Consider the following 22,318-nt stretch of genomic DNA (forward strand, 5'->3'; position numbering starts at 1 on the left):
CCCGCCACGAGCTGGCCCGATGGCGGGAGCGGGCCGGCGACCAGATCGACGAAGGACACCACAATGGGTAACGGTCGACAGCCTCTACGACATCGAGGTCAAGCCGACGCATCGTGGTGCCGGATACGGGCGCAAGCTGCTGGCGGCCGGCGAGGACGTCGTCCGCCGGCATGGTGTCTCGGCCCTCGAACTGAACGTGTTCGGTGACAACGACCGCGCTCGGCGGCTCTATCAGAGCTCGGGCTACCGGGTGGTCACGCAGCAGATGCGCAAGACGCTGACCGGTGATGCGCGGTGAGCCGTTGCCGCGATTGCTCGCGGCGGTGCCGGCCGGCCCGACGCGACGGTAGGTGACGGTGCCACTCCGGCGAAAGGGCTAGCCTACTGACATGGCGAGCGCTGAGCTGGATGAGTTGATCGTGGCGGACGCCGAGGAGCTACGTGCGTGGTTGTCGGCTCACCACGCCACGTCGCCCGGTGTCTGGCTCGCCCTGACCAAGAAGGGTGGCACGGTCACCACTCTGACCTGGCAGCAGGCGGTCGACGAGGCCCTGTGCTTCGGCTGGATCGACGGGCAGGCTAAGAAGCGGGACGAGGAGAGCTCCTGCATCCGGTTCACTCCGCGCCGGCCGCGCAGCATCTGGTCCCAGCGCAACGTGGCGCACGTGGCGCGGTTGGAGGAGCAGGGGCGGATGCTGCCCGCCGGGCGGGCCGCCGTGGAGGCCGCGAAGGCGGACGGGCGGTGGGCCGCCGCGTACGCCCCGTCCTCGGAGGCCGAGGTGCCCGAGGACCTTCTCGCCGCGATCGCCGCCGAGCCCGCCGCCCAGGCCATGTTCGACGTGCTCACCAAGACCAACCGGTACGCGTTCGTGCACCGCCTCAACGCGGTAAAGCAGGCGCGGACCCGGGAACGGAAGATCGTCGAGTTCGTCGCGATGTTGGCCCGGCACGAGACGTTCTATCCGCAGAAGGCCAAGCCGCCGCAGTCGGCGTCCGCCTGAGCGCCTGCTGGCGGTGGCTGACGACCGGGCGCACTATCGTTGCGGCGTGCACATCCGTTTCGACATCCCCGCCGATCCCGCCTACCCCGGCCGCGTGGCCGCCGCGATGAGCCGTGACCAACTGCGCAGGTACGCCTCGGTCGGCGCGGTGCTGCTGACGGTCGGCGTGATCGGTCTGGTGGTGACGCGGGGGTCGTCGTGGGGCGAGCAGATCACGCCGTTGTGGATGGCGATGGCCATCGGTGGTCTGCTGGCGATGCTGTACTGGCCGTGGGTGCAGTGGCGGGCTCGACGCCGCTCCGGCGGCTACGCCGTGGACGGCAGCTACGACATCACCGACGAGAACATCATGATGCGCAGCGGCTCGGAGTCCGGTGGCATCGCCTGGGCGGGTGTCTCGCGGGTGAAGGACACCCCGGAGTTCTGGGTCGTGTACGTCGACCGGATGCCGGCGACGGTGATCCCCCGCCGCCTGATGTCCGCCGGGGACGCCGAGACGTTGCGAGCCTTCATGTCCGCCCGTGGGCTACTTGAGGACGATGCGCACCGGCGCTGATCCGGCGCTACCCGGAGTACTGGGCGTGCAGTTCGGCGTAGGGTCGACGCCGGTCGGGATGCCACCGGAGTCTCCCCATGCCGATCTCGGCGCAGCAGTGCGTCCCGGGTACGCGGGCTTGATGCGCCGGGCATTCCTCGGCCAGGGCGCGTACCTGCTCGGCTTCCCGCTCGAACGCTGCGCGGCTGCCGGTGAGCACCAGCGTCTCGGCGGCGATGTCCCACCGCAGATGATCGCGGAACTCCTGATGCCAGCCTCGCGAATGCTCGGCGGTGGACAGCGACGGCCACGGAGTTTCCCGGTCGCCAGGTCAGAGGGGACCCAGGACCTCGTCGGGTGAGGCGTCCAGGGAGAGTGTTTCGAGCACCTGGAGCAACTGTCGCTCCTCGTACCGGAAATGGCTCTCCATGATCGCGGCGACACCCTCCAGGTGTCGCTCCAGCTCGGCGACCGGCGCGGCTCGGTCGATGGCGGCCTGCAGGCCGCCGAGCAGATGCGCGATCATCGAATGATCCTGGCGGAGATAGCGCAGCACGGGCGCCAACTCCGGGTGGGCCGCCTCGATCGCCGGAAACAGGGTGGCGTCCTCGCCCCGATGGTGTCCGTCGAGCGCGGCGCAGAACCCGTGGCAGTAGAGCAGCAGGTCACGGGTGGCCGCCTCGCCGGATGTCCCGTCGGCGACCGCGGTGCGGACGAGGTCGAGCGCCGCGCGGAGGCGGGTGTGGACCTGGCGAAGCTCGTAGCTCCAGGCGACGAGCCTGGTCGTCTCGCGCTCAGTCACGCGAAGACGAAGGATGCGACGTGGACACCGTCGGCCTCCCTCGGTAGGGCGCCTCCATGCCTGACACGGTCTGCCACCGGCACGCGACGCTCACCGGAGCATAGTTCATGGGTAGCCTGCCGTCGTGATCGATCTTGTCGCACGGCACACCGCCCTCGCGGTCGTGGTCGGGTCGCGGGCGTACGGGCTACACGGCCCGGACTCCGACCATGACCGGCGTGGGGTGTTCGTGGCACCCACCCGTGCGTTCTGGCAGCTGGACAAGCCGCCCACCCACCTGGACGGACCGGCCGAGGAGCAGTTCTCCTGGGAGATCGAGCGGTTCTGCGTCCTGGCCCTACAGGGCAATCCGACGGTGTTGGAGGTGCTCTGGTCCCCGCTGATCGAGGCGATCACGGTCGACGGGGAGGCGTTGCTGGCGACGCGGCGGGCGTTCCTGTCGCGGCGGGTGGCCCAGACCTACGGCAACTATGCCCGGGACCAGCTCGACCGGGTGACGGCACGGCGGGAGCGGACCGGAACGACGAACCACAAGCAGGCGATGCACATGATCCGGCTACTGGTCGCCGGGGCGCACGTCCTGCGTACCGGTGAGGTCCTGGTCGATGTGCGGCACCTGCGCGAGGAACTCCTCGCGGTGCGGCGCGGGGATCGTGCCTGGGAGTCGGTCACCGCCTGGGCCGCAGATCTGCAGGCCGCCCTCGCCGACGCGGCCGTCGCCACCGCGCTGCCGGAGCAGCCCGACCGGACGGCCGTGGACCGTCTGCTCACCGCCATCCGGGAGAGGAACCTGCGATAAGCGCCGACACACTGCGGGTACTTCTCACCGGGCTCGACCTGACTCGGACCGGTCCCTGGAGACGCACCTCGCGGTGCGCGGGGTGCGTACCCGGCTGCGGTGAGTCCGGCGCCCGCTCACCTGGCCCTGCCGACGACGAAGGGCAAGGAGATCTCTCCATGCCCTTCTTAAAGATATAGCGCACCGGGGGGCTTGCGGCAAGGCCCCGGGTATGCCGCAGAATCGGCCGGCCGAGCCCACAAGCTGCGGAAACGGGGGCAGACGTGCGGGTGTTGATGTCGACTGACGGCAGTCACGGGGAGGTCGGGCCGGGGTGCCCGACGGTGTCGGAGGTGTCGCGATGACCGAGCAGTACGTGGTGGATCTTCAGGAGGTGGACGCGACGCAGATCGCGATGGTCGGTGGGAAGGGCGCGCACCTGGGTGAGTTGTCCCGCATCGACGGCGTCTGGGTGCCGGCCGGGTTCTGCGTGACCACGGACGCCTTCCAGCGGATCATGGCGGACGCACCGCTCGGCACGCTGCTCGACGATCTGGCGGGCCCGGCGGCGGACGACCGGGAGGTGATCGGCACGCACAGCGCGCGGATCCGCCGGATCATCGAGGGGGTCAGCGTCCCGGGCGAGGTCACGGCCGCGATCACCGGCGCCCTGGCGTGGTACGGGGAGCAGACCGCCTACGCCGTGCGGTCCAGCGCGACGGCCGAGGACCTGCCGTCGGCGTCGTTCGCCGGGCAGCAGGACACGTACCTGAACGTGGTGGGGCCGACGGCGGTCCTGGCGCACGTCCGGCGCTGTTGGGCGTCGCTGTTCACCGAGCGGGCCGTGGCCTACCGCCGACGCAACGGCATCGACCACCGGTCGGTGCGGATGGCGGTGGTGGTGCAGCAGATGGTCTTCCCGCAGGCGTCCGGCGTCCTGTTCACCGCCGACCCGGTCAGCGGCGACCGGACCGTCGCCACGGTGGACGCCGGCTTCGGTCTCGGTGAGGCCCTGGTCGCCGGGCTGGTGACCCCGGACGTCTATCGGGTACGCGCCGGCGAGGTCGTCGGCAGGTCGGTCGCCGCGAAGCAGTTCGCCGTGCAGGCCCTACCGACCGGCGGGACCGCGCAGGTGACCGTCGACGCGGCACGGTGTGCGCAGCCGGCGCTGACGGACCCGCAGGTCGTGGCGCTGGTGCAGCTCGGGCGACGGATCGAGGCGCACTTCGGTCGGCCGCAGGACATCGAGTGGTGCCTGGCCGACGACCGGTTGCACGTCGTGCAGAGCCGACCGATCACCACGTTGTTCCCCGTTCCCGACCGCGACGACAGCGGTAACCACGTCTGGGTCTCGGTGGGTCACCAGCAGATGATGACCGACCCGATGAAGCCGTTGGGCATCTCGGTGTGGCAGCGCACGGCCATGGCCCCGATGATCGAGGCCGGTGGCCGGCTGTTCGTCGACGCGATCCGGTTGTTGGCCGGCCCGGGCCGCGCCGCGTTCCTGGACATGATCGGCAGGTCCGACCCGTTGACCCGGGACGCGTTGCAGACCGTCCTGGACCGGGGCGACTTCGTCCCGACGGCGCCGGACGCCGCTGTCGCCGCTCCACCGGCCGGCGCAGCGCCCGCCCCGATCCCGACCGACCCGGCCGTCGTCGCCGAGCTGGTCGAGCGCAGCCAGGCGTCGATCGCGGCGCTGCGGCGGGACATCGCGACGAAGACCGGGCCCGAGCTGTTCGACTTCCTGCTGGCGGCCTTCGAGGAGCACAAGCGTGTCCTCGCCGACCCGTCGAGCGGGCAGGCGATCATGGCGGGGATGGAGGCCACCTGGTGGCTCAACGACCGGTTGTGGGAGTGGCTGGGTGAGAAGAACGCCGCCGACACGCTCACGCTGTCCGTACCCGACAACGTCACCTCGGAGATGGGCCTGGCGCTGCTCGACGTCGCGGACGTGATCCGCCCGTACCCGCAGGTGGTGGCGTTCTTGGAGGGTGTCGACGACGACAGCTTCCTGGACGGGCTGCCGGAGGTCGAGGGCGGCGGCGAGGCCCGCACCGCGATCGAGGCGTACCTGGAGCGGTACGGGATGCGGGGCGTCGGCGAGATCGACATCACCCGGCCACGGTGGCGTGAGCGTCCGAGCACCCTGCTGCCGGTGCTGTTGGACAACGTCCGCAACTTCGCTGCGGGCGAGGCCGGGCGACGCGTGGCGAACGGGCGGCAGAAGGCGCGGCAGAAGGAGCAGGAGATCCTGTCCCGGTTGCTGGCCCTGCCCGACGGGGAGGCCAAGGCCGCCGAGACCAAGCGGATGATCGACCGGGTCCGCACCTTCGTGGGGTACCGGGAGTACCCGAAGTACGACATCGTCAGCCGCTACCTCGTCTACAAGCAGGCCCTGCTGGGCGAGGCCGAGCGCCTGGTGCGGGCCGGGGTGCTCGCCGAGGCGGAGGACGTCTTCTTCCTCACGGTCGGGGAGTTCCACGAGGTGGCACGGACGCGCCGGGTGGACGCCGGGCTGATCCGGCAGCGCAGGGAGGCGTTCCGGTCGCACCACGCGCTCACTCCGCCCCGGGTGCTCACCTCCGACGGTGAGGCCCTGAGCGGGGCGTACCGGCGCGACGACGTGCCGGCCGGTGCCCTGGTCGGTCTGCCGGTCTCCACCGGGACCGTCGAGGGGCGCGCCCGGGTCGTCCTGGACCTCGGGCAGGCCGACCTCGCACCGGGCGACATCCTGGTCACCGCCTACACCGATCCCAGTTGGTCGCCGCTGTTCCTCGGCGTCGCGGGCCTGGTGACGGAGGTGGGCGGTCTGATGACCCACGGCGCGGTGATCGCCCGCGAGTACGGCCTGCCGGCCGTGGTCAGCGTCGAGGGGGCCACCCGGCTGATCCGGGACGGGCAGCGGATCCGGGTGCACGGCACCGACGGCTACGTCGAGATCCTGCCCTGACGCCGACCGCCGCCGACTCAGCCGCGAGCGGTGCCGGCCTGCGGTGGTAGCAGGCGAAGGTCGGCCTCGATGCGGGACGCGGCGGCCACCAGCGGCGGTATCAGGTCGCGTCGGATCGACTCGATGGAGTTGCGGCTGGCGTGTGCCGGGATGTTGACCGCTGCGACCACGCTTCCGTTGCGGTCCCGGATCGGTGCGGCCACCGAGCGCAATCCCTCTTCCAGCTCCTGGTCGACGATGGCGTACCCCTGGTCGCGAATCCGGGTCAGCTCGCTGCGGAGCATGGTGGCGGAGGCGATGGTGCGGGAGGTGGGCCGTTCGAAGGGGACACGCTTGAGGTGCAGTTCGAGTTCCTGTTCTGGCAGGTGGGCCAGCAGGACTCGGCCGACCGAGGTCAGGTAGGCCGGGAAGCGGGTGCCGACGGTGATCGACACCGTCATGATCCGGCTGGTCGGCACCCGGGCGACGTAGACGACGGCGTCGCCGTCGAGCACGCAGACGGAGGAGGACTCGTGTACCTCCTGGACCAGCCGTTGCAGGTGTGGTTGCGCGATCTCCGGCAGGCCGATGCTGGACAGGTACGCGTAACCCAGTTCCAGGATCTGGGGGCTGAGCCGGAACATCCGGCCGTCGCTCTGGACGTAGCCGAGATCGGTGAGGGTGAGCAGGAAGCGTCGGGCGGCGGCCCGGGTGAGGTCGCAGGCCCGGGCCACCTCGCTCAGCGTCAACTCGGGATGTGCGGCGTCGAAGGCGCGGATGACCGCCAGCCCACGTTCCAGGGACTGCACGAAGTGCGGCTCGCGGGCGGAGTCGGTCATCGATGGCCCTCCATGCAGTCCTGCTGATCCAGATCAGCGTAGCCGGGGGTGTGCCGGTCAACCGCCGCACCCGATGGTCGCGTGCGCCGCCCCACGGTCAGCCCTGGTCGGCACCCGGTCCGGCCGTCTGGAGTGCGCGCAGCGTCGCGAGTTCGACCGGCGTCGGCGCCGGCACGGTCTCCAGGGAGTCGGCCACGCGCAGCTCCCACCCCGTCTCGGCGCGTACCTGCTCGACGGTGACCCCCTGGTGCAGTTGGGTGAGGGTCAGCTCGCGGGTGACCGGATCGGGTTCCAGCACACCGAGGTCGGTGATCACACGTACGGGTCCACGCCCGCGCAGGTTGAGTCGCTCCCGGTCACCGGGCCCCTGCCCGTGCCCGACCGAGGTGATGAAGTCGACGCGTTCGACGAAGGCACGTCGGTTGTGGCGCGCGACGACGAACACCTCGCGGCACGAGGCGGCGATCTCGGGCGCGCCGCCGGCACCCGGCAGTCGCACCTTCGGGCGGTGGTAGTCGGTGCCGATCACCGTCGTGTTGATGTTGCCGTACCGGTCGATCTGGGCCGCACCGAGGAAACCGACGTCGATGCGGCCGGGCTGGAGCCAGTAGTTGAACATCTCCGGCACCGAGACCACCGTGTCCGCGGTCTCGGCCAGCACGCCGTCGCCGATCGACAGCGGCAGGTGGGTGGGCTTCGCACCGATGGTGCCGGACTCGTAGACCAACACCAGGTGGGGGGCGTGCACGCGGCGCGCCAGGTTGGCCGCGACGCTGGGGCGGCCGATGCCGACGAAGCAGCGGGCGCCGTCGTGAAGCGCCCGGGCCGCGGCGACGATCATCATCTCCTCGCCGGTCCAGGCCAGGGGCGGCGACGAGGGCTGTGCGGCAACTTCGAGGGTCATCTCGGCAGACCTCCGTCCATGCTGGTCGTCCCGTACATGTTGTCGTCGAGCCAGCTCCGAAAGGTCTCGCGGTTGCGGCTGACGGCGTCCCAGGCGACGTAGAACTCGTTGTCCCGGTCGCTGTGGTCGTGGGCGTAGGAGGGGTGCGCACCGCCCGGCACCTCGGCCACCATGGTGACCGCCCAGTGCGGGAGGACGACCGCGCCCGGGCGGTCCTCGAGCCGGTCGACGATCTTCTCCACGGTGACCAGTGCGCGGGTGGAGGCGAGGATCACCTCCTTGTGCACTCCGGTGATGCCCCAGAACTGGACATTGCCGGAGCGGTCCGCCCGTTGCGCGTGCACGATGCCGACGTCCGGGTTCAGCGCCGGCACCGCGGTCAGGGTCTCCCCGGTGAACGGGCAGGTGATCGGTTTGATCGTGTCGGTGAGTCCGACCAGATCGGTGCCCGAGTAACCCCGCAGCACCGCGAACGGAAGTCCGGACGCCCCGGCCACGTAGCGATTCGCCATGCCGGCGTGGCTGTGCTCCTCGATCTCCAACGGTGCGGGCCAGCCGCTCTGTACCGCGTCGCGGAACCGGTGCAGCGATCCCACCCCGGGGTTTCCCGCCCAGGAGAAGATCAGCTTTCGGGCACAGCCGGCGCCGATCATCTGGTCGTAGATGATGTCCGGCGTCATCCGCACCAGGGTGAGGTCGCGGCGGCGCTGGCGGATGATCTCGTGACCGGCGGCCACCGGGATGAGATGGGTGAACCCTTCCAACGCCACGACGTCGCCGTCGTGGACCAAGGCCGCGACAGCATCACGCAGACTCGCGATCTCCCCCACCCAAGCCCCCTGTGCGCTATATGAACATTGGTTCGCTCTGCGCCTACCGTACGACCCGTCGACAGTGACCGTCAAACCTGCGTGCCGAGCAGTGAGCACGCCAGGAGGGCGATGCACCAACGCTGAAGGGCGTCGGTCATTGACCAAACATGAGAAGACTCGTACGTTCCCTTTGAGAACGATCGTGCGGATAAAGCACCAGTAGCCATCCGCGTCGGTGTCGGTCAGGGTCTCGCCGTCGTCCTGGAAGGAATCGGCTGATGAGTTCTTTGGAGCTGCCCTCCTACGAGCGTCCCCGCGGTCTGCACCCACCGCTGGCCAGCCCCGGTTACGGCTCCACCCTGTTGCGGGCACCGACCCAGCCACTGGTGCCGCTCCCGCACAACCTGACCGAGGTGACCGGCCCGTTGCTGGGCGAGGGACGGGTGAGCGAGGCCGACGCCGATCTCACCCTCGCCGCCGGAGGAGAGCCGCAGGGCCAGCGGATCATCGTGCAGGGCCGGGTGCTCGACGGCGACGGCCGTCCGGTGCCGCACACGCTCGTGGAGATCTGGCAGGCGAACGCGGCCGGGCGTTACCGCCACGCCCGGGACAACTGGGCGGCGCCGCTGGATCCGCACTTCACCGGAGTGGGGCGGACACTCACCGACGAGACGGGCCACTACCGTTTCGTCACCATCCGGCCAGGTGCCTACCCCTGGGGCAACCACCACAACGCGTGGCGGCCGGCGCACATCCATCTCTCGCTGTTCGGCCGGGCGTTCACCCAGCGGCTCGTCACCCAGATGTACTTCCCGGACGACCCGCTCATCCCGCTCGACCCGATCGCCAACTCGATTCCCGACGAGAAGGCGCGGCAGCGGCTGATCTCCCGGTTCGACCTGGACGCCACCGTGCCGCACTGGGCCCTCGCGTACGAGTTCGACGTCGTGCTGCGTGGCCGCTCGGCGACCCCGATGGAGGAACCGCATGAGGACTGAGCTGACCGCCTCCCAGACCGTCGGTCCGTTCCTGCACATCGGCCTGCCCTGGCCTGACGGTCCGGACGTGGTGCCGGCTACGGCGGCCGCAGCGATCGTGATCAGCGGACGGATCGTCGACGGTGACGGCGCGCCGGTGCCGGACGCCCTGGTCGAGACGTGGCAGGCGGACTCCGACGGCAGGTTCGCGCATCCGGACGATCCGCGCGGTCCGGTCTACGGCTTCCGAGGGTTCGGCCGCTGCCCCACCGACGACAACGGTGTCTACCGAATCCGTACGGTCAAGCCGGGGCCGCTGCCGACTCCGGACGGTGACACCGAGGCGCCACACATCAACGTCTCCATCTTCGGCCGAGGTCTGCTCGACCGTCTCGTCACCCGGTTGTACTTCCCCGACGAGCCGGCCAACGCCACCGATCCGGTGCTCGCCGCACTGCCCGACCCGGCCCGCCGGGCCACCCTGATCGCGGCCACCGCCGCTGACGGCTACGTGTTCGACATCCGGCTCCGGGGCGAGCCCGAGACCGTCTTCTTCGATGTTTGACGCCCTGTTCTCCACTCCGGACGCGGTCTCGGCCACCGACTCCCAGGCGTGGCTACGGGAGATGCTCCACATCGAGGCCGCCCTGGCGCTGGCCGGGGCGGCCGTCGGGCTGATACCGCCCGATCGCGCCGCCGAGATCACCGCCGCCTGCCAACCGGAGCGGTACGACATCGCCGACCTGAGCCGGCTGGCGGTCGCCTCGGCCTCGCCGGTCGTACCCCTGGTGGCGCAGTTGCAGGCCCGGGTGCCGGAAGCCACTCGCCCTCTGGTGCACCTCGGCGCGACCAGCCAGGACGTCATGGACACCACCTTGGTGCTGGTCGCCCGCCGCTGCCTCGGTCCGCTCCTGGACGACCTGTGGGCGCTCGGTGACCGGCTCGCCGCACTCGCCGACCACCACCGGGACACCGTCCAGATCGGGCGAACGCTGCTCCAACAGGCCGTGCCGACCAGCTTCGGCCTGGTCTGCGCGGGCTGGCTGGCCGGGGTGACGGAGGCCGCCAGCGGCCTCGCCCGGGCACACGACCGACTGCCCCTGCAGTACGGCGGTGCGGTCGGTGCCCACGACGCGCTCGGTGCGCACGGTCCCCGGATGGCCACCGCGCTCGGCGAGATCCTGGAGCTGCCGGTACCGGCCCTGCCGTGGCACACCCGACGCGGCCCTGTGGTCGACCTCGCTACCGCGCTGGGCGCGGTCTGCGGGGCGCTCGCCACCATCGCCACCGCCGTCGTCCTGCTCGCGCAGAACGAGGTGGCCGAGGTGACCGAGGGCTCGCCCGGCGGTTCCTCGGCGATGCCGCACAAGCGCAACCCCGCCCTCAGCACGCTGGTCATCGCCTGCGCGCACCAGGCGCCGGGCATGGTCGCCACCATCCTGGCGAGCCAACCGGTCGAGTTGCAACGCTCCGCCGGGCGCTGGCAGGCCGAGTGGCCGGCCGTCACCTCGCTGCTGCGGCTGACCGCGGCGGCGGCTCGGCACGCGCGGACCGCCGTCGACTCGCTGCGGGTCGACGCCGCGCGGATGCACGCCACGGTGGCCGAACAGGCCGGCGGTGCGACGGCCACCTACCCGCCCGGCGTACCGGCAGCAGCCGGGCAGCTCATCGACGACGCGTTGGAGGCGTACCGTGCCGCTCGCCCATGAGGTCACCGGGCCGGCCGACGCTCCCGTGCTCGTCCTGGGCGGCTCGCTCGGCACCACCCGAGCGATGTGGCGTCCCCAGGTAGCCGCGTTGTCCCCGCGGATGCGGGTGGTGACCTTCGACCATCGTGGGCACGGAGGGTCGCCCGCCGCCATCGGGCCGACCGGCCTCGCCGACCTGGGCGCCGACGTGGTCGACCTGTTCGACCACCTCGACCTGGGCCGCGTGCACTACGCGGGTCTCTCGCTCGGCGGCATGGTCGGCATGTGGCTGGCCGCGCGCCGCCCGGCGCGGGTCGACCGGCTCGCCCTGCTCTGCACGGCCGCCCATCTGCCGCCCGCCGACGCCTGGCTGGCCCGGGCCGCCCAGGTCCGGGTGCACGGCACCGCGAGCCTGACCGACGTCCTGCTCGGTCGGTGGTTCACCGCCGGCTTCGCCGACCGTCATCCCGAGGTGGTGGCACCACTCGTCGCGGACCTGACCGCCTGTGACAGCGAGGGGTACGCGGCCTGCTGCGAAGCCATCGCCGCGATGGACCTGCGCCCACTGCTGCCGACGATCACCGCTCCGACTCTGGTGGTCGCCGGTGCGGACGACCCGGCCACCCCGCCCCGCGACGCCCGCGTCATCGCCGACGCCGTGCCCGGAGCACGGCTGGCGGTGCTGGACCGCGCGGCGCACCTGGCCAACCTGGAGCAGCCCATGCGGGTGAGCGACCTGCTGGCCGAACACTTTCTGGAGGAGTGATGGAGGAACGCCACGTGCAGGGGATGGCAGTCCGGCGGGAGGTGCTCGGCGACGCGCACGTGGACCGGGCCGTCGCCGACACCGACGGGTTCACCGCCGACTTTCAGGACCTGATCACCCGGTATGCCTGGGGTGAGATCTGGACCCGGCCGGGCCTGGACCGCCGTACCCGTAGCTGCATCACGCTGACCGCGCTGGTCGCCCACGGTCATCTCGGCGAGTTGGCGATGCACGTCCGGGCGGCGCTGCGCAACGGCCTCACCCCCGAGGAGATCAAGGAGGTGTTGCTGCAGTGCGCCGTCTACTGCGGTGTACCGGCCGCGAACGCGGCGTTCGGCGTCGCCGCGCGGGTGCTGCGTGAGGAGGCCGGCACCGGTTAGCCCGGGCCACTGTCGCAGGACCAGGTCGCGCGGGGCCCGACGCCCGGTGTGACGACATGTCAGGACGTCGGTTTCGGAAAGGGGAGAACAGGTGCGTACCCAGGTCGCGATCGTGGGGGCGGGCCCCGCTGGACTCTTGCTGTCCCACCTGCTGCATCGTCAGGGCATCGACTCGGTGGTGGTGGAGCGCCGCAGCCGCGAGTACGTCGAGCAGCGGGTCCGCGCCGGCGTGCTGGAGCAGAGCACCGTCGACCTCCTGCGCGAGATCGGGCTGGCCGACCGGCTCGACCGCGAGGGCCTGCCGCATCACGGCATCGCACTGCTCTTCGACGGCGTCTCGCATCGCATCCCGATGAGCGACCTGACCGGTGGACGGGCCATCACCGTGTACGGGCAGCAGCACGTCGTTCGGGACCTGACCGAGGCGCGGCTCGCCGGCGGCGGCCAGGTGTACTTCGAGGCCGACGACGTGACCGTACTGGACGTGACGAGCGCGACACCGCGGGTCCGGTTCACCGTCGGAGGGCGGTCGACAGAACTGGAGTGCGACGTCGTCGCCGGTTGCGACGGCTTCCACGGAGTCACGCGTGGTCTGCTGCCCGCGTCGGCACGAATCCTGGAGCGCGAGTACCCCTTCGGTTGGCTCGGTGTCCTTGCCGCCGCTTCGCCCGTCGACGACGAGCTCATCTACGCCTACCACAAGCGGGGCTTCGCGCTGGCCAGCCTCCGGTCGCCGACGATCAGCCGGCTCTATCTTCAGGTCGATCCCACCGAGGACCTCGCCGAGTGGCCGGACCAGCGCATCTGGGACGAACTCGGCACCCGGATCGGGCAAGATGGCCGGACTGTCAACGAGGGACCGATCCTGGAGAAGTCGATCGTCCCGATGCGCAGCTTCGTGTGCGAACCGATGCGACACGGGCGGCTGTTCCTCGCGGGGGACGCCGCGCACATCGTGCCGCCGACCGGGGCCAAGGGCCTGAACCTCGCGGTCCACGACGTGCACGTGCTGTCTGCCGCGCTGTCGCACTGGTACGCCACCGGCAGCGAGACCGGGCTCGACGAGTACTCGACCACCTGCCTGAACCGGGTCTGGCGGGTACAGCACTTCTCCTGGTGGATGACGTCGATGCTGCACCGCTTCCCACAGCACGACGCCTTCGAGCAACAGTTGCAGCGCGCGCAGTTGGAGTACGTGGTCTCCTCACCCGCCGCGGCGACCAGCCTCGCCGAGAACTACGTCGGGCTGCCCTGGAGCTGATTCCGAAGCGTCGCCGCTGGTCGTGTCGGCGGTGTCGCGGCGACCACGGAGACAGGCTGCACGACGACCGCTGCGCGGGCCCGAGCGCCCGGTCAGCTCAGGGCAGCGACGGCGGCGTGCAGCCAGGTCGACGCCGGGGCGTGTCCGACGGGTTGCGGCGTGCCGTTGATGGTGGCGGTCAGCGAGTGGTACCTGCCGAGCAGCGCGACATGTCGGCTCACCTGCGGCTCTGGGTCGGCGGCGGCGATCTGCCGCCGTACCTCGGTCAGATCCCGCTCACCGCCGCGACTCGCGGCCAACGCCACCCACCGCGTCGCCAACCGCCGGGCCTCGCGGGAGTCGACCGGTACGCCGGCCTCGGACGCGGCCCTGGCCTGCGCGAGGATCTCGACCTGTTCCGCGACCTCCGCCTCCGTCGCCGGGTCCTCCCGCTCGCGATCCGCCGCGCCGGCGAAGGTCGCCCCGAAGTACTGCCGGACCGCGTCCCGGAACCCGGCGTCGCGCACCATGTCGGCCAGCTCGATCCACGCGTCGAGCTGCTCGCCGGTGGGGTCCTCCGGCAGCCGGGGCCGCCACGGACGCAGGTAGTCGACGAACTCCCGCAGGTCGAGGCCGGCGGTGACCTCGGTCCAGAACTCCTCCACGAGTTGCTCACGGTCGTCGTCGGACATCGACGCCAACCGGTGCACGAGACTCACCTGCCCGGCCTCGCTGTCCTGCCGCACGACCGCCCGCAGCACCGCCCGCCGGGTACGCAGCTGACCCATCTGCCGTTCGACCAGCGCCAGATGAGCCGTCGCGAGATCCCGCACCGTGATCTCGTCGGCCAGCAACCGACGGATCTCGTCCAACCCCGCGCCCAGGTCCCGCAGCGTACGCACCAGTTCGAGGGCCGCCACACCCCGCGCGTCGTAGCACCGGTACCCGGCACCGGTGTACCCGGCCGGCGCGACGATGCCCTCGTCGGCATAGAACCGGATGGCGCTGACACTCAGACCCGTACGCCGGGCCACATCCCCGATCGACAACCACTCGTCCATGGCCACCACCCTGGCGTCTCAAGCCGCCTGAGAGTCAACAGCGGATCCGGCTAGCCGGTGGCGTTGACGACGGCGGCGATCGGCGCGGGCAGCGGATACACCTGCTCGACCGGCAACCGGGCGGCGGCGGCCCGGTCGTCGCCGCTGCGCACCAGGTCCCGGATCTGCCGCACGTCGGCGGTGACGTCGCGGATGGCCATCACCCACTCGTCGACGTACCCGGCGACAGCCGGACCGGAGAGCCCCACCTGCAACGACCGGTACGGCAGAGCCGCCAGGCGCAGGGACCGTTCCGGATCCCACTGCACCCGCACCGGACTGGACTTGAGCTGTCGCGACCAGGTTTCCCGGTCGGCGTGCAGCTCCGGGACGTAGTGACTCAGGCAGGCCCGCTCCAGCGCCCACTCGAAGCCCTCCCGGCGCAGGTCCACGGCGAGCACCCGCTCCTGGCCCTCCTTGGTGGCCCAGCCACAGCGGTACATCATCCACAGGAACGACGGCTTGATCCACGTCATCCGTTCCCGTTTGAACGGAGCCACGAAGCGGCCCGCCGCCACCGCCGGCTCCGCGATCTGCGGCGAGTACGCCTGGTAGACGGTAATGGTGTCGGCCGAGTATCGGGCGCGGATCTGACGCAGGGGTACGGACATCCGCCGATCGCCGCCGACCGACCCGAGCGCGAGCCACCGAATTCGGCGGCGCGGACCGTCACATCGAGAAGCGGTTCACCCGCTCGGGACGCAGCACGATCCGCACCACTCCCCCGCTGCGCCACTCGTCGACCAGGCTCTGACGCGTCGGGTCGCTCATGTCGTAGTACCGCTCGGCGAGCCGGGTCGCCAACTCCACGCCGCCGTCGTCGTGCAGCGTGACCGGGCCCTCCACCGACACCCAGTGCTCGGGCTCACCGGTCGGCGCGGCCACGACCACGGAGGCCCGGGGCCGTTCCCGGATACGGTCCAGCTTCGGCGCGTCCGGCAGCGAGAACATCTGCAGGTCCCCGTCGTCGGTGACCTCGAACCACACCGGGCGCGGCGCGGGCCAGCGATCGCCCCGGGGTGCCACGGTGAGGAAGGCGTGCAACGGCCGGGCGAGCAGGGCGAGATCCTCGTCGCGGAACATGACCACCAGCCTAGGACCGGTGGCGTACGCCCGCAGGCTTCTGCCGTCGGCGAAGAACCTTGGCGTGCCGCGTGCCTCGCTGCTTGGCTCGTGGACATGGAGATGCTGGTGTTGGGCGGGACGGCGTGGCTCGGGCACGAGGTGGCCCGGCAGGCGGTCGACCGGGGGTACGCGGTCACCTGCCTGGCCCGGGGCGAGAGCGGGACGGTGCCGCCCGGCGCGGTTCTCGTGGCCGCCGACCGAGGCGACCCCGCCGCGTACGACGGGCTGCGCGACCGCGACTGGGACGCCGTCGTCGAGGTGTCGTGGCAGCCGCGCTTCGTGCGGGAGGCGCTGCGCGCCCTGGGTGGCCGAGCCCGGCACTGGAGTTACGTCTCCTCGGTCAGCGCCTACGCCGAGCACGACACCCCCGGCGCCGACGAGTCGGCGGCCACGCTGCCCGCCACCAGCCGCGACACGGTCGACCGCGAGGAGTACGGCGAGGCGAAGGCGGCCTGCGAGCAGATCACCACGGGCGAGGTGGGCAACCGCGCACTGGTGGCGCGTGCCGGGTTGATCGGAGGTCCGGGCGACCAGAGCGGCCGGTCCGGCTACTGGGTCGCCCGCGCCGCCCGTGACCCCGACACACCGCTGCTGGTACCTCACGCCCCCGACCTGTCGACCCAGGTCGTCGACGTCCGCGACCTGGCCGCCTGGCTGCTCGACAGCGCCCGGGCCGGCACGGTCGGCACGTTCAACGCGGTCGGCCCGGCCGTATCCTTCGCCGAATGGGTCGCCCGGTCCCGGGCCGTGGCCGGCCACACCGGTCCGCTCGTGCACGCCGACCCCGCCTGGCTGCTGGCGCAGGGCGTGGCCGAGTACATGGGCCCGGAGTCGTTGCCGATGTGGATCGCCGACCCGGCCGCACGCGGCTGGGCGGCCCGCAGCGGCACGGCAGCCGAGGCCACCGGTCTCCGCCACCGCCCGCGGCCCGACCTGCTGGCCGACACCCTCGACTGGGAACGTGCCGAAGGGCTGCACCGGGATCGCCGCGCCGGGCTGAGCAGCGCCCGGGAAGCCGCGCTGATCGACGCCTTGCGGGGTGTCGCCGGATGAGCGGCGGCTCCGTTCGGGGCGTCGTGCGCAGAGCGATTTCCACTCCGCGCACGGGCACACCCGCATCACCTCACACCGAGAAAGACACCTCTGGCGGTACGGTGTGGCGGTGATCGTCGATCAGACGCTCGTTCGCATCAACGAGGGTGTCCAGTTGCACCACGGCCAGGGACGACGTGACGCCGCTCGCGGCCTGTTCGCGCAGATCTGGGACGAGATCGGCGGCGAACACGGCGACCCCCTGCACGTGTGCGTCCTGGCGCATTCGATGGCCGACGTGCAGGACGATCCACACCAGGAGTTGATCTGGGACGAACGGGCGCTGGCAGCGGCCGACCGGCTCACCGACGACCGGGCCGCGCAGGCCGGCGTACCGATGTCGGTTGCCGCCCTGTATCCCTCGCTGCACCTCAACCTGGGCGAGTGTCACCGCAAGCTCGGTGATCTCGGCCGTGCCCGCGAATGCCTCCAGCAGGCGCAGTCGGGTATCGGCGCGCTCGGTGACGACGACTACGGGCGACTGATCAAAGCCGGCCTGGAGCGCTTGACGCGACAGTTGGCCGCCGAGTAGCCGCAGCCTGTTGCATCCCGCAGCGTCGCTGCGAACCGTGCAGCATGGCTGCCTGGTGCGGCGGTGGCGGTGGCGGTCAATGCCGCCCGAGGAGGTCACCCACCTCGGTCCGGGACGAGACGCCCAGCTTCCGCAGGATGTTCGAGACGTGAACGGCGGCGGTTTTCGGTGAGATGTAGAGGCGCCGGGCCAGCTCGGTATTGGTCAGCCCGTCGCTGATCAGTACTGCCACCTCCCGCTCGCGGGGGGTCAGGGCGGTCGGACCTGTGACCGCGGGTGCCGCGTCGACCGGCACCATGCCCAGCTGGGCGCGGACGTGGGCGAGTTGGGCCACCCGCCAGCCACGCCATTCGGCCAGCAGGGGTGCGGCCGCCTCCACCTGCGCGGCAGCCTCCTCGCGCTGGTCGTTCGCGAGCAGACAACGGGCGGCACCCACGCGTACGGTGCCGCGGGTCGCCGGACCCAGGATGTGGGCCTCGGCGATGGACAGGTAGCTGGCCAGCGCCTCGACGTGCTGGCCGCGTGCCTCCGCGAGCTGGGCATCGACGAGCGTCCGGTAGGCGTTCCATACGCTGGCATCGAGTAGCGCGTCGGCCATCTGGTCGAGCCGGTGCGTCGGCAAGCCGATATGAAGCGCGGCAGAGATCAGATCGTGGGCCGTTTCATTGCTGCGCCACGGCTGCTCGGATAGGGCCGCGATGAGTTCCTCCAGGCTCGCTTCGGCGCGCGGGAGGTCGCCGCGACGGCAGGCGAGGTGGAACGCGAGGCTGGGAATCGTCGCCGGCCAGTTGTCGGGCAGCGCCGCCAGGTCCGTGATGAGCTGCTCAACGTGGTCCAGCTCGCCGGCCTCCAGATAGAGCCCAGCGAGGAAGACGCCGTGATAGTCGGCCCAGCGGCCCCGGCGTCGGTAGCTGCGGTCCTGCTCGCGTCCCTCCTCCAGCGCCCCGGTCGCGGCGCGCAGGTCGCCGGCCCGCACCGCCAGCCGGGCTCGGCCCTGGAAGTAGGTGGCCACCGCGAGTGACTCGAAGCCGGCCCGCTCAGCGTCAACCCGCATCCGCTCCAGTGTTTCGGCGTGCTCGACCGGCGAGGTGGGTGGCTCGCCGTGCGCCAGGGAGTCGAGGGCACGGGCAGCCAGCACCCACTCGCCCGCCTCTTCGGCCTCGTCGACGAGAGCGGACAGGATCCTGCGGCCGTCGGCGGCAGTCTGCGGGCGCTCGACAAGCGTCGCACCCTTCTCGATCAGCGCGGCCAGGCGTACGGCTGGCAGGTCGAATTCGTCCGCCAGCGCCAGCGCGCGGTCGGACCAGAGCAGCACGGCGTCGCAGTCGCCTTGCAGGTACGCCGACTGCGCGATCGCGGTCATCGCCCGCGCCTGGTCGGCACCGGGGGGAAGCTGCGCGATCAGGGTCCCGATGTCATGCGTCAACGCGCGCATCTCGTCGGTCTCGCGGGACTCCCACGCGATGCGGACCAGGAGGTACAGCGACTCAGCCCGGTCGGTCGTGGTGTCGGCGAGGTCGCGCCAGCGCCGGCCGTACCGCAGGGCGTCATCCAGCAGTCCGGCCAACCACGCCGCTCGGGCGGCGGAGGCGAGCAGGTCGGTGTCGTCGGGCATCTCGTCGAGGCCCATCTCCGCCAGTTGCAGGGCCTGGTAGGCAGACCCGATGGAGAGGTAGAGCTCAGAGCCGCGGCGGGCCGCGGCGATCATGTCGTCGTACCGGCCGGCGCCGCGAGCGTGGTGCGCCACCATGGCCGGGTCGGAGGCACCACCGTTCAGGAGTACGTCGAGTGCCCTCTCGTGAAGCCGGCGGCGCTGCCGGCCGAGCATCTGGTCGACGATCGCCTCGCGCACCAGTGCGTGCCGGAACGCGAACTCGTCGTCGCCGGACTCGACCAGGACGCCCTGGGTGACCAGGTCTCGCAACACGGCGATGAGCTCGTCCTCGCCCAGACCGGTCACGTCGGCGAGCAAGTCGAACGGGATGCGGTGGCCGAGCACGGTAGCCGCCTCGACGACGCGGTGGCTGACCGGGTCGAGGTCGTCGACCTGCCGGCGTAACACCTCGGCGAGACTCCACGGCAGCGGCTGCCCGACCAGCGCCTCCACGTCGTACCCGGGCAGCGCACGCAGCAACTCCTCCAGGAAGAACGGGTTGCCACCGGTGCGGTGGTGCAGTGCCGCCACGGCGCGCAGCGGCGCCGGAGCGCCGGTGGCCGCCGCCAGCAACGCTGCGGTCTGTGCGGGGGTGAGGCGATCCAGACGTACATGGGTGACGGTGTGTCGGCGCTCCATCCGGGCCAGCAGGCCAGCCACCGGTTGGCGGCGGGTCACCTCGTCCGGCCGGTACGTTCCGATGAGCAGCCGCGGCCCGCGCTGGTCGGCGATCCGCTCGAACAGCGCCGCGCTCTCCGAGTCGGCCCAGTGCAGGTCCTCGAAGACGATGACCGCAGGGGAGTCGCCGAGCAGGTCGGCCAGGATGGCGAGGCCGGTGTGCAGGCGCTCGACCGGGCTGCGCCGCGGGTCCGCGAGGGCCGCAAGCTGCTCCTCGTCGCTGCCTGGACGGCCGTCGATGGCGCCCAGGAGCACCTCGTACGGCCGGGACAGCGAGCCGGGTTCGGCCTGGCCGACCAGCACCACGGTCTCCGCCGACACGGTCGTCAGCAGCTCGTGCACCAGCCGGGTCTTCCCGATGCCCGGCTCACCCGCGATGAGCGCCACCGCCGGCTCACGTGCCGAAGCGAGCTGCGCCAACCGGCGCAGCTCGCTTTCCCGCCCGATCATCACTGGGCTGGCACCGCCGCGGATGGTTCGCATGACGTGAGGTTAGCGTCGGGCTGTCCACGGACGGCCAGGGTGTTACGGGCTCGGCGGGCCCGCCGGGCCCGCCGAGCGTTGGTGAGTAGGCGCTCGCAGTCGGCCTCGGCGATCAACTCGCGGCGACGATCGTTCGCCAGAGCCAGCATCGTGCCCGGGTCCATCAACATGGCTTGCCTCCTTGTCAACCGCTGATGGATCAATCGTCGGTTGACAAGAGTGCTGCCACATCGGGCAACGCTTACCTATCTTCACTGCTCACCGGGGTTTAGCGGAGTACGCGGGCCGCCTAGGCATACCTAGTGCCTGCAATCTTCGAGGGCGTCCACCAGGAGAGGCCGGCGTCAGCGGCCTCCTGCGCCGAGGAAGGTCGCGACGTCGGCGGCGATCTCGTCCGGGTGCTCGCCGTTGATGGCGTGGGAGGCGTGGGGATAGGTCTTGACGGTAGCGTCGGGCAGCACCCGCCGGGCGTACTCGGCGGCGTCGGCGGCGTCGTGCATCCGCGACTCACCGGCCAACAGGACCAGGGCGGGCACGCCGAGCTGGGCGAGCTGGTCCTCGCTCGGTCGGGCCGGGGCGGACAACTTCATCGCGTACGACTGCAGCCCTTGCTCGATCATGTCGGCCACCGGTACGTCCTCGACCGGGGCACCGTTCGCGGTCCAACTGGTGAAGCTGTCCCGCCAGGATCGGGGTGCCCAGCGGACACTCACCGGGATCGACCGCAGCACCACACCGATCGACAGGTTGGCGAAGGTGAGCACCGGATCGAGCAGGATGACCCCGGCCACCTTCTCCGGCCGGTGCAGAGCCAGGTTCATCGCCGTCCACCCGCCGAACGACAGACCGAACAGGTGGATACGCGGTTCCGGCAGGGCTCGCAGCACCTCGTGCAGCCACTGCGCATGATCCGCATCGGTGACGATCGGGCGCTGCTGCACGCTGAGCCCTGGCTCACCGAGCAGGTCGACCGTGTACACGTCGCGCAGCGTGAGCAGCGACGGCAGATTGTCCGCCCATACCGGGGACGCCGAGGATCGCCCGGGCAGCAGCAACAGAGGTGCGGCATCGGGCACGCCGCCACCTTCGAAGTGGTAGACGCGCACGACGCCATACCCGGTGCGGACGTCGAGCGTGCGGTCGGGAGCGGGCAGTTGCGCCATCGCCCGCTGGTAGGAGGCGATGAACCGGTCGTGGGCCTCGGCTGACGTGAAGTAGCCGACCGGCGAGGGGTCGCGCAGTGCATAGGCGCCGCCGGCCACGAGGACCGCCACCGCAGTTCCCGCCCAGAGGAGCGGACGGCGGCGCCGTCGCAGCCAGGTTCCGATCTTCCGTATCGTCACCCTAACCATACGGTCAGATTACTGACCTGTCGGTAGAATTTTCAACCGCACGGTTGTCTTCTACGGTGTAGGGGTGCCCGGAAAGCCGCTGACCATCACCGAGCAAGCCCGCCGTGCCCAGCTCATCGGCGTGACCATCGACCTGATCGCTCGACATGGCTACACCGGCACGTCACTGATCCGGATTGCTGAGGGCGCCGGCATCTCCAAGGCCGCAGTCCTCTATCACTACCCGTCGAAGGACGCGGTCGTGCGGGCCGCCTACGACTCGGTGCTCGAGGATCTGACGACCCGGGTCGCAGCAGCAGTCGAGGCGGCCTCCGGCGCGGCTGCCGTGGAGGCATACATCCGGTCCCTCACCGGATACCTGACCGAGCACCCGACGCACACTCGCATGATCGTCGAGGCCATCGGCAGCGCGCCGACCGTCGACGACCTACCGAACGCCCCCAGCCGACAGCAGTCCGTGGCGGCGTTGATCGCCGCCGCCCGCGACGCCGGCGACTACCGGCCCGACATCGACCCGGACGCCACTGCGGTGATCATGAACGGCGCGCTGGACGCGATCGTCTCGCAGAACCTGACCGCTCCGGACTTCGACACCGCACGGGCCGCCGAATACCTGATCGACCTGCTGCGCCGGTCTCTGCGCTAGTG

At 71.0% G+C, this 22,318-nt stretch carries 23 protein-coding genes and 1 pseudogene; 14 read left to right on the forward strand and 10 right to left on the reverse strand.

The genetic code is table 11. The annotated features are described in order from the left end of the window. The 3 genes from ACIBO1_RS22495 to ACIBO1_RS22505 form a co-directional block, all read left to right on the forward strand. A partial coding sequence (locus tag ACIBO1_RS22495) for a GNAT family N-acetyltransferase (protein ID WP_396749591.1) occupies positions 1-298 on the forward strand: 298 nt, incomplete at its 5' end. Between the two features lie 91 nt (positions 299-389). Beyond that, the gene (locus tag ACIBO1_RS22500) at positions 390-1,001 is read left to right on the forward strand and encodes a YdeI family protein (protein ID WP_396749593.1); all 612 of its coding nucleotides are present in this window, start codon (positions 390-392) and stop codon (positions 999-1,001) included. Positions 1,002-1,047: 46 nt separating this feature from the next. Further along, entirely contained in the window at positions 1,048-1,557 is a 510-nt protein-coding gene (locus ACIBO1_RS22505; protein WP_396749595.1) for a YcxB family protein, read from the forward strand. A gap of 7 nt (positions 1,558-1,564) precedes the next feature. Here ACIBO1_RS22505 and ACIBO1_RS22510 read toward each other — a convergent pair whose 3' ends face one another. After that, complete coding sequence (locus tag ACIBO1_RS22510) at positions 1,565-1,756, reverse strand: hypothetical protein (protein WP_396749597.1); 192 nt, start codon at positions 1,754-1,756, stop codon at positions 1,565-1,567. Between the two features lie 111 nt (positions 1,757-1,867). Further along, the gene (locus ACIBO1_RS22515; RefSeq protein ID WP_396749599.1) at positions 1,868-2,338 is read right to left on the reverse strand and encodes a hemerythrin domain-containing protein; all 471 of its coding nucleotides are present in this window, start codon (positions 2,336-2,338) and stop codon (positions 1,868-1,870) included. Positions 2,339-2,462: 124 nt separating this feature from the next. Here ACIBO1_RS22515 and ACIBO1_RS22520 point away from each other — a divergent pair, with 124 nt between their 5' ends. Then, positions 2,463-3,137 (forward strand): DNA polymerase beta superfamily protein, encoded by a 675-nt coding sequence (locus tag ACIBO1_RS22520; RefSeq protein ID WP_396749601.1) that lies wholly within the window; start codon positions 2,463-2,465, stop codon positions 3,135-3,137. Between the two features lie 340 nt (positions 3,138-3,477). Beyond that, the gene (gene rph, locus ACIBO1_RS22525) at positions 3,478-6,069 is read left to right on the forward strand and encodes a rifamycin-inactivating phosphotransferase (RefSeq protein WP_396749603.1); all 2,592 of its coding nucleotides are present in this window, start codon (positions 3,478-3,480) and stop codon (positions 6,067-6,069) included. A gap of 17 nt (positions 6,070-6,086) precedes the next feature. Here the strand turns inward: rph and ACIBO1_RS22530 are convergent, their stop codons facing one another. From ACIBO1_RS22530 to ACIBO1_RS22540, 3 genes and pseudogenes are all read right to left on the reverse strand, one after another. Then, complete coding sequence (locus ACIBO1_RS22530; protein ID WP_396749605.1) at positions 6,087-6,887, reverse strand: IclR family transcriptional regulator C-terminal domain-containing protein; 801 nt, start codon at positions 6,885-6,887, stop codon at positions 6,087-6,089. An 83-nt stretch (positions 6,888-6,970) separates the two neighbouring features. Next, positions 6,971-7,752, reverse strand: a pseudogene (locus ACIBO1_RS22535) (CoA-transferase subunit beta); the annotation flags it as partial. Between the two features lie 35 nt (positions 7,753-7,787). Then, the gene (locus ACIBO1_RS22540; RefSeq protein WP_396749607.1) at positions 7,788-8,621 is read right to left on the reverse strand and encodes a CoA transferase subunit A; all 834 of its coding nucleotides are present in this window, start codon (positions 8,619-8,621) and stop codon (positions 7,788-7,790) included. Positions 8,622-8,881: 260 nt separating this feature from the next. Here ACIBO1_RS22540 and pcaH point away from each other — a divergent pair, with 260 nt between their 5' ends. The 6 genes from pcaH to pobA all read left to right on the forward strand — a co-directional run bounded on the left by pcaH (position 8,882) and on the right by pobA (position 13,675). Beyond that, positions 8,882-9,601 carry a protocatechuate 3,4-dioxygenase subunit beta gene (pcaH, locus tag ACIBO1_RS22545; RefSeq protein WP_396749610.1) on the forward strand — a complete coding sequence of 240 codons (720 nt, stop codon included), beginning with the start codon at positions 8,882-8,884 and terminating at the stop codon, positions 9,599-9,601. Next, entirely contained in the window at positions 9,591-10,145 is a 555-nt protein-coding gene (gene pcaG, locus ACIBO1_RS22550) for a protocatechuate 3,4-dioxygenase subunit alpha (protein WP_396749612.1), read from the forward strand. The genes pcaH and pcaG overlap by 11 nt, the downstream gene beginning before the upstream one ends. Continuing rightward, positions 10,138-11,289, forward strand: coding sequence for a lyase family protein (locus ACIBO1_RS22555; protein ID WP_396749615.1), 1,152 nt, complete (start codon positions 10,138-10,140; stop codon positions 11,287-11,289). Before pcaG ends, ACIBO1_RS22555 begins: the two co-directional genes overlap by 8 nt. Then, complete coding sequence (gene pcaD, locus ACIBO1_RS22560) at positions 11,273-12,034, forward strand: 3-oxoadipate enol-lactonase (protein ID WP_396749617.1); 762 nt, start codon at positions 11,273-11,275, stop codon at positions 12,032-12,034. Before ACIBO1_RS22555 ends, pcaD begins: the two co-directional genes overlap by 17 nt. After that, positions 12,034-12,414 (forward strand): 4-carboxymuconolactone decarboxylase, encoded by a 381-nt coding sequence (gene pcaC, locus ACIBO1_RS22565; RefSeq protein WP_396749620.1) that lies wholly within the window; start codon positions 12,034-12,036, stop codon positions 12,412-12,414. The genes pcaD and pcaC overlap by 1 nt, the downstream gene beginning before the upstream one ends. A gap of 91 nt (positions 12,415-12,505) precedes the next feature. Then, a complete protein-coding gene (pobA, locus tag ACIBO1_RS22570) occupies positions 12,506-13,675 on the forward strand; it encodes a 4-hydroxybenzoate 3-monooxygenase (RefSeq protein ID WP_396749623.1) in 1,170 nt (389 codons plus the stop codon). Between the two features lie 92 nt (positions 13,676-13,767). Here the strand turns inward: pobA and ACIBO1_RS22575 are convergent, their stop codons facing one another. Genes ACIBO1_RS22575 through ACIBO1_RS22585 form a run of 3 tightly spaced genes read right to left on the reverse strand, consistent with a single transcriptional unit; the run spans position 13,768 to position 15,837 of the window. Beyond that, positions 13,768-14,715 (reverse strand): MerR family transcriptional regulator, encoded by a 948-nt coding sequence (locus ACIBO1_RS22575; protein WP_396749626.1) that lies wholly within the window; start codon positions 14,713-14,715, stop codon positions 13,768-13,770. 50 nt (positions 14,716-14,765) lie between these two features. Continuing rightward, complete coding sequence (locus ACIBO1_RS22580) at positions 14,766-15,365, reverse strand: DUF4291 domain-containing protein (RefSeq protein ID WP_396749629.1); 600 nt, start codon at positions 15,363-15,365, stop codon at positions 14,766-14,768. A gap of 58 nt (positions 15,366-15,423) precedes the next feature. Further along, on the reverse strand, positions 15,424-15,837 hold the full coding sequence (locus ACIBO1_RS22585) for a pyridoxamine 5'-phosphate oxidase family protein (RefSeq protein ID WP_396749632.1): 414 nt from the start codon (positions 15,835-15,837) through the stop codon (positions 15,424-15,426). Between the two features lie 96 nt (positions 15,838-15,933). Here ACIBO1_RS22585 and ACIBO1_RS22590 point away from each other — a divergent pair, with 96 nt between their 5' ends. Both ACIBO1_RS22590 and ACIBO1_RS22595 read left to right on the forward strand, forming a co-directional pair. Then, positions 15,934-16,932, forward strand: a complete 999-nt coding sequence (locus ACIBO1_RS22590) for a reductase (protein WP_396749634.1) — start codon at positions 15,934-15,936, stop codon at positions 16,930-16,932. Between the two features lie 109 nt (positions 16,933-17,041). Beyond that, positions 17,042-17,503, forward strand: coding sequence for a tetratricopeptide repeat protein (locus tag ACIBO1_RS22595; RefSeq protein ID WP_396749636.1), 462 nt, complete (start codon positions 17,042-17,044; stop codon positions 17,501-17,503). A 76-nt stretch (positions 17,504-17,579) separates the two neighbouring features. Here the strand turns inward: ACIBO1_RS22595 and ACIBO1_RS22600 are convergent, their stop codons facing one another. Then, on the reverse strand, positions 17,580-20,318 hold the full coding sequence (locus ACIBO1_RS22600) for a helix-turn-helix transcriptional regulator (protein WP_396749638.1): 2,739 nt from the start codon (positions 20,316-20,318) through the stop codon (positions 17,580-17,582). Between the two features lie 344 nt (positions 20,319-20,662). Next, a complete protein-coding gene (locus ACIBO1_RS22605; RefSeq protein WP_396749640.1) occupies positions 20,663-21,592 on the reverse strand; it encodes an alpha/beta fold hydrolase in 930 nt (309 codons plus the stop codon). A gap of 142 nt (positions 21,593-21,734) precedes the next feature. Between ACIBO1_RS22605 and ACIBO1_RS22610 the strand changes: the two genes are divergently transcribed. Then, a complete protein-coding gene (locus ACIBO1_RS22610) occupies positions 21,735-22,316 on the forward strand; it encodes a TetR/AcrR family transcriptional regulator (protein ID WP_396749643.1) in 582 nt (193 codons plus the stop codon). Positions 22,317-22,318: the final 2 nt, after the last annotated feature.

Source organism: Micromonospora sp. NPDC049903, from assembly GCF_044460945.1.
In the GTDB taxonomy this organism is placed as follows: Bacteria; Actinomycetota; Actinomycetes; order Mycobacteriales; family Micromonosporaceae; genus Micromonospora.